General features: G+C 68.7%; 15 protein-coding genes. 7 read left to right on the top strand and 8 right to left on the bottom strand.

Annotated features, from left to right (window positions below; genetic code table 11):
- Position 1: 1 nt before the first annotated feature.
- Genes ABQE44_RS21595 through ABQE44_RS21565 form a run of 7 tightly spaced genes read right to left on the bottom strand, consistent with a single transcriptional unit; the run spans position 2 to position 4,750 of the window.
- On the bottom strand, positions 2–628 hold the full coding sequence (locus ABQE44_RS21595) for an urease accessory protein UreD (RefSeq protein ID WP_448393973.1): 627 nt from the start codon (positions 626–628) through the stop codon (positions 2–4).
- On the bottom strand, positions 628–1,314 hold the full coding sequence (ureG, locus tag ABQE44_RS21590) for an urease accessory protein UreG (protein WP_448431821.1): 687 nt from the start codon (positions 1,312–1,314) through the stop codon (positions 628–630). The genes ABQE44_RS21595 and ureG overlap by 1 nt, the downstream gene beginning before the upstream one ends.
- Positions 1,315–1,324: 10 nt before the next feature.
- Positions 1,325–1,960 carry an urease accessory protein UreF gene (locus ABQE44_RS21585; RefSeq protein ID WP_448393975.1) on the bottom strand — a complete coding sequence of 212 codons (636 nt, stop codon included), beginning with the start codon at positions 1,958–1,960 and terminating at the stop codon, positions 1,325–1,327.
- On the bottom strand, positions 1,960–3,684 hold the full coding sequence (locus tag ABQE44_RS21580) for an urease subunit alpha (RefSeq protein WP_448393976.1): 1,725 nt from the start codon (positions 3,682–3,684) through the stop codon (positions 1,960–1,962). Before ABQE44_RS21580 ends, ABQE44_RS21585 begins: the two co-directional genes overlap by 1 nt.
- The gene (locus tag ABQE44_RS21575; protein WP_448394083.1) at positions 3,681–3,995 is read right to left on the bottom strand and encodes an urease subunit beta; all 315 of its coding nucleotides are present in this window, start codon (positions 3,993–3,995) and stop codon (positions 3,681–3,683) included. Before ABQE44_RS21575 ends, ABQE44_RS21580 begins: the two co-directional genes overlap by 4 nt.
- A gap of 8 nt (positions 3,996–4,003) precedes the next feature.
- Positions 4,004–4,306 carry an urease subunit gamma gene (locus ABQE44_RS21570; protein ID WP_448393977.1) on the bottom strand — a complete coding sequence of 101 codons (303 nt, stop codon included), beginning with the start codon at positions 4,304–4,306 and terminating at the stop codon, positions 4,004–4,006.
- A gap of 54 nt (positions 4,307–4,360) precedes the next feature.
- The gene (locus tag ABQE44_RS21565; protein WP_448431829.1) at positions 4,361–4,750 is read right to left on the bottom strand and encodes a PaaI family thioesterase; all 390 of its coding nucleotides are present in this window, start codon (positions 4,748–4,750) and stop codon (positions 4,361–4,363) included.
- A 76-nt stretch (positions 4,751–4,826) separates the two neighbouring features.
- On the opposite strand from ABQE44_RS21565, the gene ABQE44_RS21560 reads away from it, so the two are divergent.
- Complete coding sequence (locus tag ABQE44_RS21560; protein ID WP_448393978.1) at positions 4,827–5,207, top strand: rhodanese-like domain-containing protein; 381 nt, start codon at positions 4,827–4,829, stop codon at positions 5,205–5,207.
- Positions 5,208–5,346: 139 nt separating this feature from the next.
- On the opposite strand, the gene ABQE44_RS21555 is transcribed toward ABQE44_RS21560, so the two are convergent.
- A complete protein-coding gene (locus tag ABQE44_RS21555; RefSeq protein WP_448393979.1) occupies positions 5,347–6,108 on the bottom strand; it encodes an iron reductase in 762 nt (253 codons plus the stop codon).
- Positions 6,109–6,327: 219 nt separating this feature from the next.
- Here ABQE44_RS21555 and ABQE44_RS21550 point away from each other — a divergent pair, with 219 nt between their 5' ends.
- From ABQE44_RS21550 to ABQE44_RS21525, 6 genes are all read left to right on the top strand, one after another.
- Positions 6,328–6,744 (top strand): BlaI/MecI/CopY family transcriptional regulator, encoded by a 417-nt coding sequence (locus ABQE44_RS21550; RefSeq protein WP_448393980.1) that lies wholly within the window; start codon positions 6,328–6,330, stop codon positions 6,742–6,744.
- A 14-nt stretch (positions 6,745–6,758) separates the two neighbouring features.
- Positions 6,759–7,703 carry a M56 family metallopeptidase gene (locus ABQE44_RS21545; RefSeq protein WP_448393981.1) on the top strand — a complete coding sequence of 315 codons (945 nt, stop codon included), beginning with the start codon at positions 6,759–6,761 and terminating at the stop codon, positions 7,701–7,703.
- Positions 7,704–7,763: 60 nt separating this feature from the next.
- Complete coding sequence (gndA, locus tag ABQE44_RS21540) at positions 7,764–9,236, top strand: NADP-dependent phosphogluconate dehydrogenase (protein ID WP_448393982.1); 1,473 nt, start codon at positions 7,764–7,766, stop codon at positions 9,234–9,236.
- A gap of 100 nt (positions 9,237–9,336) precedes the next feature.
- On the top strand, positions 9,337–10,773 hold the full coding sequence (locus ABQE44_RS21535; RefSeq protein WP_448393983.1) for a GuaB1 family IMP dehydrogenase-related protein: 1,437 nt from the start codon (positions 9,337–9,339) through the stop codon (positions 10,771–10,773).
- Positions 10,774–10,963: 190 nt separating this feature from the next.
- On the top strand, positions 10,964–12,325 hold the full coding sequence (locus ABQE44_RS21530; RefSeq protein ID WP_448393984.1) for a hemolysin family protein: 1,362 nt from the start codon (positions 10,964–10,966) through the stop codon (positions 12,323–12,325).
- Positions 12,322–13,374, top strand: coding sequence for a hemolysin family protein (locus ABQE44_RS21525; protein ID WP_448393985.1), 1,053 nt, complete (start codon positions 12,322–12,324; stop codon positions 13,372–13,374). The genes ABQE44_RS21530 and ABQE44_RS21525 overlap by 4 nt, the downstream gene beginning before the upstream one ends.
- Positions 13,375–13,377 lie beyond the last annotated feature (3 nt).

Genomic DNA, 13,377 nt, shown 5'->3' with positions numbered 1-13,377 from the left:
TCTAGAGCCGCTCCCCCTGCCAGGTGGCCAGGCAGCCGCCGCCGGCCAGGGCCAACGGTAGCCCCGCGGTGTCGGCGCAGCCGTTCGGATAGTGCAGTTCGCTGACACAGGCCATCGGCGCGCCGAGATCGTCGTCGGTCACCGAGCCGCTGCCCAGCTCGATGCGGTGGCGCAGCAACGGCGAACCGTCAACGTCGGCGTGCAACGCTCCCGACCAGAACCCCTGGCACTCACCAGATCTGCCGATCTGCACCCGCTCCCGCAGCCGGACCCGGCCCGGCCCGGTCAATTCCAGGTGGGTGGCGGTGAGGTGGCGCGACGTCGCGGCGACGACGGTGGGCTCCGGATCGAGGTCGAGATCCCCGGCGACCTCGAGGTTCCACACCGCGCGCGATTCGACCGTCGACGGACCCGGCAGCGTCACCGTTGCCGCCGTCGTGCGCACCCGCAGCCGCGCGCCCGCTTCGACGACGACGCGCACCGCCAGCGTGTCACCGCCCAACGGGGTGGCCGCGGCCGACACCAGGTGCACGGTGTCGGCCTCGGTGTGGCGTGCCGCCAGCGCCCCCGTGCACTCGATCCGCGCCCGGCGGCCGGGGCTGGCGATGATCACCACGTCAGAGCGCACTAGACCGGCACCTGCAGCTGCTGGCGCACCCAGGCCAGAACCGGCGTCGCCGCCGGGTCCTCGGTCAGCGAGATCAACACCGTGGGACGCTCACCGCGTACGGCGGCGGCGTCGCGGCGCATCACGTCGAGGTCGGCGCCGACTAGCGGGGCAAGGTCGATCTTGTTGACCACCAACAGATCCGAGTACGTCACACCGGGGCCACCTTTGCGCGGCACCTTGTCGCCACCGGCCACGTCGATGACGAAGACCTGGACGTCGACGAGACCCGAGGAGAACGTGGCGGTCAGGTTGTCACCGCCGGACTCGACCAGGATCAGGTCGAGCCGCTCCGCCGGGCCCGAGTTGGCCGCGATGAGGTCGTCGATGGCGTCGAGGTTGGCGGTGATGTCGTCGCGGATGGCGGTGTGCGGGCAGCCGCCGGTCTGCACCGCCGCGATGCGTGCATCGGGGAGCACTGCATGCCGGCGCAGAAAGTCGGCGTCCTCGGTGGTGTAGATGTCGTTGGTCAGCACCGCCAACGACAGGTCATCGCGCAGCTGCCTGCACAGTGCGGCGACCAGCGCCGTCTTGCCCGAGCCGACGGGTCCGCCGACCCCGATGCGCAGCGGCTCCCCCGGCTGCCGCAGGCGCTTGGGCCGGTCGAGGTGAGCGTGGGGCTGACCGTCGAGGAAATGCGGTGGCATGGTGCGCCTTTCAGGAGGCAAACAGCGGGCGTTCGCGTTGGCTGTGCCTTTCGGCCAGCACGTCGAGCAGCGGATCGGACAGTTCGGCCAGCTCCTTAGCGGCCTCGGCGGCGAGTTGGTCACACAGCGGCGCCAATTCGAACGTCACAGCCGCGACGTCACCGGGGTCCAGGGCCAGCAGCCGCTGCGCGGCGGTGGCCGAACCGGTCATCGTCGTGTAGATCACCGACAGCGCGGTGTGTTCGGGCACCATGTCGGCGGCGGCCCCCACCACGCCCGCCGCAACCGCCAGGTGCGGGGTGCTGCCAAGCCGGCGCCATTCGACGTCAGACCACACCTGCCGCGCCAGGCGGACCAGACCGCGGCCCTGGGCGCGGGAGGCCTGGCGTGCCGCCGGAGCCGGTGTGCGGGCGTCGGTTTCGCGGTCGGCGGCCTCGACGTCGAGCCGGGCGCTGTGCACCGCCGCCGCGACCGACGCCGCCACCAGGCCGTGGGTGCGGACGCGGCGGCGCAGAAACGCCCGCAGCGTCGCGAGGTCGCGCACTCGTCCCTCGGCGACGGCCTGCTCGACGCCGCCGGAGTGCACGTGCCCGCCGGTCGGCAGCCGCGAGTCCGCCAGCGTCAACAGCGTCGCGAGGTTGGTCATCAGAACAGGAAGTACCGCTGCGCCATGGGAAGTTCGGCGGCCGGATCCGCACGCCACACGTCGCCGTCGATGCGCACGGTGAACGTGTCCGGATCGACCTCGATGTCGGGCAGCGCGTCGTTGAGCGGCAGATCGGCTTTACCCACCGCGCGTACATCCTTGACCGCGACCATTCGGCGGGCGACGGCGAGCCGGTCCGCCAGCCCGTCCTCGACGGCCTGCGGGGACACGAAGTGCACCGACGTGGTCGCCGCCGACACCGGCGCAGCGCCGAACATGGGCCGCGGCAGCACCGGCTGCGGGGTCGGTATCGACGCATTGGCGTCTCCCATTGCGGCCCAGGCGATCATGCCGCCCTTCAGCACGGCGTGCGGTCGCACCCCGAAGAACGCCGGCTCCCACAACACGAGGTCGGCCAGCTTGCCCACCTCGACCGAACCCACCTCGTCGTCGAGGCCGTGCGCGATGGCCGGGCAGATCGTGTACTTGGCGACATAGCGGCGCACCCGGTTGTTGTCGGCGCCTGCGGTGTCACCCGGCAGGGCGCCCCGGCGGCGTTTCATCACATGCGCGGTCTGCACGGTGCGGATGACCACCTCCCCGATCCGTCCCATCGCCTGCGCGTCGCTGCCGATCATCGAGATCGCGCCGATGTCGTGCAGCAGGTCCTCGGCGGCCATCGTCGACGGGCGGATCCGGCTCTCGGCGAATGCGAGGTCTTCTGGCACAGCGGGATTGAGGTGATGGCACACCATCAGCATGTCGAGGTGCTCGTCGAGGGTGTTGACGGTGTGGGGCCGGGTCGGGTTCGTCGAACTGGGCAGCACGTGCGGCTGTGCCGCCACCGTGATGATGTCGGGTGCGTGCCCACCGCCCGCGCCCTCGGTGTGGTAGGCGTGGATCGAGCGTCCGTTGATCGCGCCGATCGTGTTCTCGACGAAACCGGCTTCGTTGAGTGTGTCCGAGTGCAGCGCCACCTGCACCCCGGCCGCATCGGCGACGGTCAGGCAGGCGTCGATCGCCGCAGGCGTCGATCCCCAGTCCTCGTGCAACTTGAAACCCGAAGCGCCACCGCGCAACTGCTCCCACATCGCCTCGGCGCTGACGGTGTTGCCCTTGCCCAGCAACGCGATGTTGAGCGGCCAGGAATCCAGCGACTCCAGCATCCGTCCCAGATGCCACGCACCAGGGGTGACCGTGGTGGCCTTGCTGCCTTCGGCGGGCCCGGTGCCGCCGGCGATCACGGTGGTGACGCCGGAGCCGATCGCCTCCGACATCAACTGCGGACAGATCAGGTGCACGTGGCAGTCGATACCGCCAGCCGTGACGATGCGGCCGTTTCCTGCGATGATCTCCGTCGACGGTCCGACCACCAGGTCGGGGTGCACGCCCGCCATGATGTCGGGGTTGCCCGCCTTGCCGATCGCCACGATGCGCCCGTCACGAATTCCGATGTCGGCCTTGATGATTCCCCAGTAGTCGATGATGACCGCGCCGGTGATCACGGTGTCGGGCGCACCGTCGGCCCTGGTGGCTCGGGCCTGCCCCATCGACTCGCGCAACACCTTGCCGCCGCCGAACACCGCCTCGTCACCGGCCAGATCTGGGCCGCCGCTGCGGTCCTCGGTGATCTCGACGAACAGATCGGTGTCGGCCAACCGGATGCGGTCGCCCGTGGTTGGACCGAACAGCGCGGCGTACCGAGGCCGCGACAGCCGGGTCATGACGCGTCCAGACGGCCCGGAGGCGACAGCGTCAACCCGTGCACTTCGCGTGAACCGGACAGCGGCACCAGCGTGACCTGTTGGGCGACACCGGGTTCGAAGCGCACCGCGGTGCCAGCAGGGATATCGAGCCGGTTTCCGTGCGCGGCGGCGCGGTCGAACTCCAGCGCCGCGTTGGCCTGCGGCAGGTGCACATGGCTGCCAACCTGCACAGGGCGGTCACCGGTGTTGACCACTTCGATCTCGAGACGGGTTGCGCCGACGTTGATCTCGATGTCGCCGGCGCCGAATACGATCTCGCCGGGCACCATGGGCCCGCTCACGAGATCGGGTGGTGGACGGTGACCAGCTTGGTGCCGTCCGGAAACGTCGCCTCCACCTGGACATCCTCGAGCATCTCGGGCACCCCTTCCATGACGTCGTCGCGGCGCAGCACCTCACGACCGCTGACCATCAATTCCGCAACCGTGCGGCCGTCACGGGCGCCCTCGAGGATGTGGTCGGTGATCACGGCGACCGCCTCGGGATGGTTGAGCAGCAGGCCGCGGGCCTGTCGCCGCCGCGCCAACTCGGCGGCATACGACAGCAGCAGCAGATCCTGTTCATGCGGCGTTAAGCGCATAGTCGGCGATATTGCCATGCCTCCGCCGGCGCGGCAGCGCGAGCGACGTGTGTGTTACTCCGCGGGTATGTTCTGCAGCCGCACCTGCCCACGGGCGACGACGCGGTCGCGCTCGTCGGTGATGGTGATCTGCCACAGCTGTTGGCGTCGTCCGCGGTGGATCGGGGTGGATACCGCGGTGACCGCGCCCGAGGAGATGGCGCGCAGGAAGTCGGTGTTGTTGTTGACCCCGACCACGTGGCCGCCGCCGTTTTCGGCGAGCCAGAGCTGGCCGGACACACTGGCCAGGCTCTCGACGATCGCGCAGTACACGCCGCCGTGCACGATGCCCCCGGGCTGTAGCAGCTTTTCGTCGATGGTCAGCCGCGCCGTTCCGCCGTCAGCGCTGAGGTCGGCATAGGTCAAACCCAGTGCGTTGTCGAATCCCTTGCCGAGATCGGCCATGTCGATGCTCACGCGAACGTGTCTACACGTGCTCGCCGACGCCCTGTCCGCAGGGGTAGTGGCATGATCGTCGGGCATGACCAAGAGCGCAAAAGATCTGGTGGCCGCCGCCAACGCGGTGGTGCCGCACATCTCCTATGCCGAGGCGTCCGAGATTATCGCCAATGGCAACACCCTGGTCGTCGACGTACGCGACGCACCCGAGGTCGAGCAGAGCGGCAAGGTGGCCGGCGCCGTGCACGTCCCGCGCGGCATGTTGGAGTTCCGGGCCGACCCTGAGTCGCCGTACCACGACGACAACTTCTCGAAGGACAAAACCGTGATCGTGTACTGCGCCTCCGGTGGGCGTTCGGCGCTGTCCGGTCAGGCGCTCAAGGAACTCGGCTACGAGCAGGTGTACAACCTGGGCGGTTTCGGCGACTGGGCCGAAAGCGGCGGTGCCGTAGAGAAGGCATAGCCAAGAGACTCGGACGGGCCCCACACCAGCGGTGTGGGGCCCGTCCTTGATGTGGACCGGGAGTCTCTGCAGCCCTCAGGACTCCGGCGCGGTCCGGTGGTCGACGTCAATGACCGGATTCAGGATAGGCAAGGCTTGCCTAATTAAGCAAGACCTTCGCTCCGGAAACCCGGGGCGTTCCGCGGACCGGCAGCCCGAAGCCGACGAAGGCGTCGAGCACGGCCTGTCCGCGCTGCATGGCGGTCAGCTCACTGGACCCCGCCAGCAGTGGCACCAGGGTCGCGGCGCTCACCACTGCCGTGCCCACGACATGCCACATGGATGCCGCCGACATCGCCCCGTGGCTGACGGCGGCCAGCTTGGTGAACAGCGGCTCGAGGGCGCGGTGGCTGCGGTGGGCCACCCACGTCGTCAGCGCCGCCTCGCTCGGCAACGCCACGATCCCGTCGCTCACCGCCCTGCCGTTATCGAAATACGGATCGTCGGGCAGCGTCCGCACCGTCGGATCCGCGACACCGACCCAGTCGATCGCACCTTCGGAATCGACATGCACCCAGAGGTTCTCCAGGCCGGGGTCCCAAGCCCGCCCCTCCAACACCAGAAGCGGTATCACCCGCCCGACGACGACGTGGGCCAGCGTCGCGGCCAACTGGTGGGTCACCGCCGTCGGGCTGTCGGTCTCCGCATTGGCCAGATCGAACATGTTCTGCAGACGGTCTGTGGTCAACGCCTCAGTCAATGGCCACCATCGCCGGCGCGACAGGTCCCCCATCACCGCGACGCCGTAAACCCGCGGACATTCGGGATAGAGCTCACGCAGGCGTCGGCTCGATTCGTGCAGTGGCAGCGGCCGCCTGATCGCCATGCTGGCGATGAGCGGATCGTCGACCGCAACTGTCATGCGCACCTCCCGTTGTAACTTAGGTTAGCCTTACTATAGTCATCCGTGGAGTGTCGGCTAGACCCTGTGATTGGACTCACAGCGCGGTCAGAAGCGGTGGTGAGCACCGTCGGAAATCGCGCGGGAGGACATAAATTCCGAACCTCCGCAGTTGGATACGACACACCGTAGTAAACCCGTAGTAAGCTGGCTTTACTGTCTCTAGGAGAGAACATTCGCATGCCCAAACTGACGCGGCTGGGGGACCTCGAACGCGAGGTGATGGACCATCTGTGGTCCGCACCGGAGCCCCAGACCGTGCGCCAGGTCCACGAGGCGTTGTCGGCGCGGCGCGATTTGGCCTACACCACGATCATGACCGTGCTGCAGCGGCTTGCGAAGAAGAACCTCGTCGTGCAGCACCGCGACGACCGCGCTCACCGCTACGCACCCACGCACGGCCGCGACGAACTGGTCGCCGGGTTGATGGTCGACGCACTCGACCAGGCCGCGGACTCCGGAAGTCGCGAGGCCGCGCTCGTCCACTTCGTCGAACGAGTCGGCGCCGATGAGGCGGCGGCATTGCGCCGGGCGCTGGCCGATCTGGAAGACAACGACGGCATTTCGCGGCTCGCTGGCCATTCAGGCGCTGACTGAGAGACACTGACAGCGTGTCCGCGCTGGCCTTCACCGTTCTGGCGCTGGTCCTGTCCGGACCAGTGCCTGCGATGCTGGCCCGCGCCGCCTGGCCGATGCGCGCGCCGCGGGCGGCCATCGTGTTGTGGCAGGCGATCGCCCTCGCTGCCGTGCTCTCGGCGTTCTCCGCAGGTATCGCCATCGCCAGCCGGCTTTTCGAACCCGGCCCCGACGGTCGGCCGACCGCAACGGTGGTCAGCGAAATCGCCGTGCTGGGTTGGCCGTTGTGGACCGTCTACGTGGTGGTTTTCGCGATCACGCTGGTGATCGGGGCACGGCTGATCGTCTCCGTGCTCCAGGTCGCCGTCGCCACCCGGCGCCGACGCGCACATCACCGCATGGTCGTCGACCTGGTCGGCAAATCCCAGACATGCCGTCACCATCCGACCGCGGGCTACGGGCTGCGCATCCTCAGCGTGGCTCAACCGCTGGCTTACTGTCTGCCCGGTGTGCGCAGCCGGGTGGTTGTCAGCGAGGGCACGCTGAGCGCGTTGGCGGACAACGAGTTTGCCGCAATCCTGTCCCATGAACGTGCGCATCTGCGGGCCCGCCACGACTTGGTGCTGGAGATGTTCACCGCGGTGCATGCCGCGTTCCCGCGGTTCGTCCGCAGCGCCAGCGCGCTGGGCGCGGTCCGGCTGCTGATCGAGATGCTGGCCGATGACGCCGCGGTGCGCACCGCAGGCCCGACTCCCCTGGCCCGGGCGCTGGTGGCCTGCGCGGGCGGGCACACGCCCTCGGGTGCGCTGGCCGCCGGCGGGCCGACGACACTGCTTCGCGTGCGCCGCCTGGGCGGCCGCGGTAACAGCCTGGCGTGGAGCATCGCGGCGTATCTGGCCGCCGCGGCGGTGCTGGTGGTGCCGACCTATGCGGTGGCGCTGCCCTGGCTGACCGAACTGCACCGGCTCTTCACCGGGTAGCCGGATAGGTCGCGTAGCGTTTCTCCGTTACACCAAGCGAAACAACGAAAGGCTGCCTGCATGAGCTCGTCGGACGTGTCCTCCCCAGCTGCCACCACAGGCACCGCGCAGATCGGGGTGACCGGCCTGGCGGTGATGGGCTCGAACATCGCGCGCAACTTCGCGCGGCACGGCTACACCGTCGCGCTGCACAACCGCTCGGTCGCCAAAACCGATGCGTTGCTGGCCGAACACGGTTCCGACGGCAAGTTCGTCCGCACCGAGACCATCGCCGAATTCCTTGCTGCCCTGGAGAAACCGCGCCGGGTGTTGATCATGGTCAAGGCCGGTGAAGCGACCGACGCCGTGATCAACGAGCTCGCGGACGCGATGGATGAAGGCGACATCATCATCGACGGCGGCAACGCGCTCTACACCGACACCATCCGGCGGGAGAAGGCCATGCGCGAGCGCGGCCTGCACTTCGTCGGCGCGGGCATCTCCGGCGGTGAGGAGGGCGCGCTCAACGGGCCCTCGATCATGCCGGGTGGCCCCGCCGAGTCATACAAGTCGCTGGGCCCGTTGCTCGAGGAGATCTCCGCGCACGTCGACGGTGTGCCGTGCTGCACCCACATCGGCCCCGACGGGGCAGGCCATTTCGTGAAGATGGTGCACAACGGCATCGAGTACTCCGATATGCAGCTCATCGGGGAGGCCTATCAGCTACTGCGCGACGGGCTGGGCAAGTCGGCGGGCGAGATCGCCGACGTGTTCGACGAATGGAATTCCGGTGATCTGGACAGCTTTCTGGTCGAGATCACCGCGAAGGTGCTGCGCCAGGTCGACGCCAAGACCGAAAAGCCGCTGGTCGACGTCATCGTCGACGAGGCCGAACAGAAGGGCACCGGCCGGTGGACGGTTAAGTCTGCGCTGGACCTGGGTGTGCCGGTGACAGGTATCGCCGAGGCGGTGTTCGCTCGCGCGCTGTCGGGTTCGGTCGCCCAGCGGCAGGCCACCACCGGGCTGGCCTCCGGCGACCTGGGTCAAAACCCGAGTGACGCAGGCAAATTCACCGAGGATGTGCGCCAGGCGCTGTACGCGTCGAAGATCATCGCGTACGCGCAGGGCTTCAACCAGATCCAGGCGGGCAGCGCCGAGTACGGCTGGAACGTCGCCCCCGGTGACTTGGCCACCATCTGGCGCGGCGGCTGCATCATCCGCGCCAAGTTCCTCAACCGGATCAAGGACGCCTACGACAGCGAGCCGCATCTGGCCACGCTGATCGCGGCGCCGTACTTCCGCAGCGCGGTCGAGTCGGCGATCGACAGCTGGCGGCGCGTCATCGTCACCGCCACCCAGCTGGGCATCCCGATCCCCGGGTTCGCATCGGCGTTGTCCTACTACGACGCGCTGCGCACTGAGCGGCTGCCCGCCGCGCTGATCCAGGGTCTGCGCGACTACTTCGGCGCCCACACCTACGCACGCATCGACGCCGACCGCGACCAGAAGTTCCACACGCTGTGGAGCGGCGACCGCACCGAGGTGCCCGCCTGACTTGGTGCTCGAGGACCCGCCTACACCTCCTCCGAAGGCCCATTCTGGGGGTTCTCACGTCTGCTCGCCGGGAGAACGGGCCCACTAGACTCGTAGACAAATGCGCTTTCTTGAGGGCCACCGGCCCGCCTTCGACCTGACCTACGACGACGTCTTCATCGTCCCCGGCCGCTCCGAAGTTCAGTCGCGGATGGACGTCGACCTGGCCACCTCGGACGGCTCGGGCACGACGATCCCGGTGGTGGTGGCCAACATGACCGCGGTGGCCGGGCGGCGGATGGCCGAGACGGTCGCCCGCCGTGGCGGGCTGGTGGTGCTGCCCCAGGATCTGCCTGTCAACGTGGTGAAACAGACCGTTGACTTCGTCAAGAGCCGCGACCTGGTGGTGGACACCCCGGTCGTGCTCTCCCCCGACGACTCGGTATCGGATGCGACCGCGCTGATCCACAAACGCGCGCACGGCGTCGCCGTCGTGGCGTTCGAGGGCCGCCCGATCGGCCTGGTCACCGAGGGCAACTGTGTCGGGGTGGACAGGTTCACCCGGGTACGCGACGTCGCGATCTCCGACTTCGTCACCGCACCGGTCGGCACCGATCCGCGCAAGGTCTTCGACCTGCTCGAGCACGCACCCGTCGACGTGGCGGTGATGACCGACGCCGACGGCAGCCTGGCCGGCGTGCTGACCCGCACCGCCGCGATCCGGGCGGGCATCTACACACCGGCCGTCGACGACGCCGACCGGCTGCGGATCGCCGCGGCGGTCGGCATCAACGGCGACGTCGGCGGCAAGGCGCGCAGCCTGGCCGAAGCCGGCGTCGACCTGCTGGTCATTGACACCGCCCACGGCCACCAGGTCAAGATGCTCGACGCGATCAAGGCGGTGGCATCGCTGGAGTTGGGGCTGCCGCTGGCCGCGGGCAACGTGGTCTCGGCCGAGGGCACCCGCGACTTGATCGACGCCGGCGCGTCGATCGTGAAGGTCGGCGTCGGGCCCGGTGCGATGTGCACCACCCGGATGATGACCGGCGTCGGACGCCCGCAGTTCTCTGCGGTGGTCGAATGTGCCGCCGCTGCACGGGAACTCGGCGCGCATGTCTGGGCCGACGGCGGGGTTCGCCACCCCCGCGATGTGGCGCTGGCCTTGGCCGCCGGAGCGTCCAACGTGATGATCGGCTCCTGGTTCGCAGGCACCTACGAGTCCCCGGGCGACCTGATGCGCGACCGCGACGACCAGCCGTACAAGGAGAGCTACGGGATGGCGTCCAAGCGGGCGGTCGCAGCGCGCGCCGCCGCCGACAGCCCGTTCGACCAGGCCCGCAAGGCGTTGTTCGAGGAGGGCATCTCGACATCGCGGATGGGCCTGGACCCGTCGCGCGGCGGCGTCGAGGACCTGCTCGACCACATCACCTCGGGGGTGCGCAGCACGTGCACCTACGTCGGCGCCGCCAATCTGGCCGAACTACACAACAAGGTGGTGCTGGGCGTGCAGTCCGCGGCCGGCTACGCCGAGGGCCATCCGCTGCCCACCGGTTGGTGACTCCGCCGCGGCGGAAACAGCGGTTACCATGAGTTCTCATTACTCGTCTATTCGAAAGGGAACCCGTGCCGCAGGCACCCGTGGAGGCCGTGAGCTTGTCGGCCGAGCGGCCCGGTCACGAGCCTTCCGACGCCGAGCCCTCTTCTAGCCAGCCGGGCGAGCGGCCCGGCGGCCAAGAGGCGAGGCGACGATGAGCCTCACGATGTCGCTGCTGTCGATCGCGGCGATCATCCTGCTGACCGCGGGCACCGCGGTGTTCGTCGCCGCGGAGTTCTCGCTGACCGCGTTGGAGCGCAGCACCGTCGAGGCCAACGCGCGCGACGGCGACCGCCGCGACCAGATGGTCCGGCGCGCACACCGCACGCTGTCGTTTCAACTCTCCGGCGCCCAGGTCGGCATCTCGATCACCACGCTGGCCACCGGCTATCTGGCCGAACCGGTCGTCGGCCGGCTGATCCAACCCGGGCTCGACGCCATCGGAGTGCCCTCCCGCCTTATCCCCGGCGTTTCACTGTTGTTCGCCGTCGTCATCGCCACCTCACTGTCGATGGTGTTCGGCGAACTCGTACCCAAAAACCTCGCCGTGGCCAAGCCGGTGCCGACCGCGCGGTGGTCGGCGGGCCCGCAGTTGCTGTTCTCGGCGCTGTTCACCCCGCTGATCCGGCTCACCAACGGCACCGCCAACTGGATCCTGCGCCGGGTCGGCATCGAACCCGCCGACGAACTGCGCTCGGCGCGTTCCGCGCAGGAATTGGTGTCGCTGGTGCGCAACTCCGCGCGCAGCGGCGCGCTGGACCCGGTGACCGCCCTGCTGGTGGACCGGTCCCTGCAATTCGGCGACCGCACCGCCGAGGAGTTGATGACGCCGCGGGCCAAGATCGAAGCGCTCGACGCCGACGACACCGTTGCCGACCTGGTCGACGTCGCGATCAAAACCGGCTTCTCCCGGTTCCCGATCATCCGGGGCGACCTCGACGAGACCATCGGCATCGCCCACGTCAAACAGGTCTTCGAGGTGCCGATGGACGCACGCGCCACCACCCGCCTGGCGGCGTTGGTGTTACCGGTCGCCAAAGTGCCGTCGACGCTCGACGGTGACGCGGTGATGACTCAGATCCGCGCCAACGGCCTGCAGACCGCACTGGTGGTCGACGAGTACGGCGGCACCGCGGGCATGGTCACCGTCGAGGACCTGATCGAGGAGATCGTCGGCGACGTCCGCGATGAGCACGACGTCGAAGCGCCCAACGTGGTGCCCGCCGGACGCGGCTGGCGGGTGTCGGGACTGCTGCGCATCGACGAGGTCGCCGGCGCGACGAACTTCCGCGCCCCCGAAGGCGACTACGAGACGATCGGCGGGCTGGTGCTCGAACGGCTCGGCCACATCCCCGACGAGGGTGAATCGGTCGAGCTCACGGCGTTCGATCCCGACAACGTCGTGGAGGACCCGGTGTACTGGCTGGCCACCGTCGTGCGGATGGACGGGCGGCGCATCGACCTGCTCGAGCTGACCGAGCTGGGCCGCCGCAGCGACAGCGGGGAGAACCGATGAACGATCTGTTCGGGGTGCTGCTGACCATCCTGTTGCTGGGCCTGAACGCGTTTTTCGTCGCGTCGGAGTTCGCGCTGATCTCGGCGCGCCGCGACCGGCTCGAAGCGCTCGCCGAGAACGGCAAGAAGAGCGCGGTCACCGTCATTCGGGCCAACGAGAACCTGTCGCTGATGCTGGCCGGCTCGCAGCTCGGCATCACGATCTGCTCGATCCTGTTGGGCCGCGTCGGCGAGCCCGCCGTCGCGCACCTGCTGGAGAAACCGTTCGGCTTGATCGGCATCCCCGACGCGGTGCTGCACACGGTGTCGTTTTTCGTCGCGCTCGCGGTCGTGGTCACCCTGCACGTGTTGCTGGGCGAGATGGTGCCGAAGAACATCGCGATCGCAGGTCCGGAGACCACCGCGATGCTGCTGATCCCCACCTACCTGGTGTGGATCCGGATGGCCAAACCCCTGATCGCCTTCTACAACTGGTGCGCCAACATGACGTTGCGCGCGTTTCGTATCCAGCCCAAGGACGAACTCGACGTCACCGTCTCCACGGTCGAGCTGTCCGAGATGATCGCCGAGTCGGTATCAGAGGGACTGCTCGACCCCGAGGAACACACCCGGCTGACCCGCGCCCTGCAGATCCGCAACCGCGTGGTCAACGACGTCGCCGTGCCGCTGCGCGAAATTCGGGCCGTCCCGGTGGCCCGCGAAGGCGCCGGACCGACCGTCGGCGCCATCGAGGACGCGCTGGCCGAAACCGGCTACTCACGGTTCCCGATCACCGACACCAACGGCAATTACCTCGGCTACCTGCACATCAAAGATGTGTTGCCGCTGGTCAACGACCCCGACGCGGTGCTGGACTCGGCGATGGTGCGTCCGCTGCCGCGGGTGCCGGCGTCGCTGCCGCTGCCCGACGGGCTGTCCCGGCTGCGCCGCCGCAACGCGCACCTGGCGCTGGTCACCGAGCGCGACGGCACCGTATCGGCGATGGTGGCGCTCGAAGACCTGGTCGAGGACCTGGTGGGCACCGTGCGCGACGGGACGCACCGTGTTTGAGGT

It is taken from the genome of Mycolicibacterium sp. XJ2546, from assembly GCF_053483195.1.
Note: the sequence above shows the minus strand (reverse complement) of the source record. Positions and strands in the feature narration are given on the sequence as shown.

Bases quoted from the DNA above. Each gene is read 5' to 3' on its own strand.
- ureG (WP_448431821.1), bottom strand. From the start codon at position 1,314: ATGCCACCGCATTTCCTCGACGGTCAGCCCCACGCTCACCTCGACCGG.
- ABQE44_RS21585 (WP_448393975.1), bottom strand. From the start codon at position 1,960: ATGACCAACCTCGCGACGCTGTTGACGCTGGCGGACTCGCGGCTGCCG.
- ABQE44_RS21580 (WP_448393976.1), bottom strand. From the start codon at position 3,684: ATGACCCGGCTGTCGCGGCCTCGGTACGCCGCGCTGTTCGGTCCAACC.
- ABQE44_RS21575 (WP_448394083.1), bottom strand. From the start codon at position 3,995: ATGGTGCCCGGCGAGATCGTATTCGGCGCCGGCGACATCGAGATCAAC.
- ABQE44_RS21570 (WP_448393977.1), bottom strand. From the start codon at position 4,306: ATGCGCTTAACGCCGCATGAACAGGATCTGCTGCTGCTGTCGTATGCC.
- ABQE44_RS21565 (WP_448431829.1), bottom strand. From the start codon at position 4,750: ATGGCCGATCTCGGCAAGGGATTCGACAACGCACTGGGTTTGACCTAT.
- ABQE44_RS21560 (WP_448393978.1), top strand. From the start codon at position 4,827: ATGACCAAGAGCGCAAAAGATCTGGTGGCCGCCGCCAACGCGGTGGTG.
- ABQE44_RS21555 (WP_448393979.1), bottom strand. From the start codon at position 6,108: ATGACAGTTGCGGTCGACGATCCGCTCATCGCCAGCATGGCGATCAGG.
- ABQE44_RS21550 (WP_448393980.1), top strand. From the start codon at position 6,328: ATGCCCAAACTGACGCGGCTGGGGGACCTCGAACGCGAGGTGATGGAC.
- gndA (WP_448393982.1), top strand. From the start codon at position 7,764: ATGAGCTCGTCGGACGTGTCCTCCCCAGCTGCCACCACAGGCACCGCG.
- ABQE44_RS21535 (WP_448393983.1), top strand. From the start codon at position 9,337: ATGCGCTTTCTTGAGGGCCACCGGCCCGCCTTCGACCTGACCTACGAC.
- ABQE44_RS21530 (WP_448393984.1), top strand. From the start codon at position 10,964: ATGAGCCTCACGATGTCGCTGCTGTCGATCGCGGCGATCATCCTGCTG.
- ABQE44_RS21525 (WP_448393985.1), top strand. From the start codon at position 12,322: ATGAACGATCTGTTCGGGGTGCTGCTGACCATCCTGTTGCTGGGCCTG.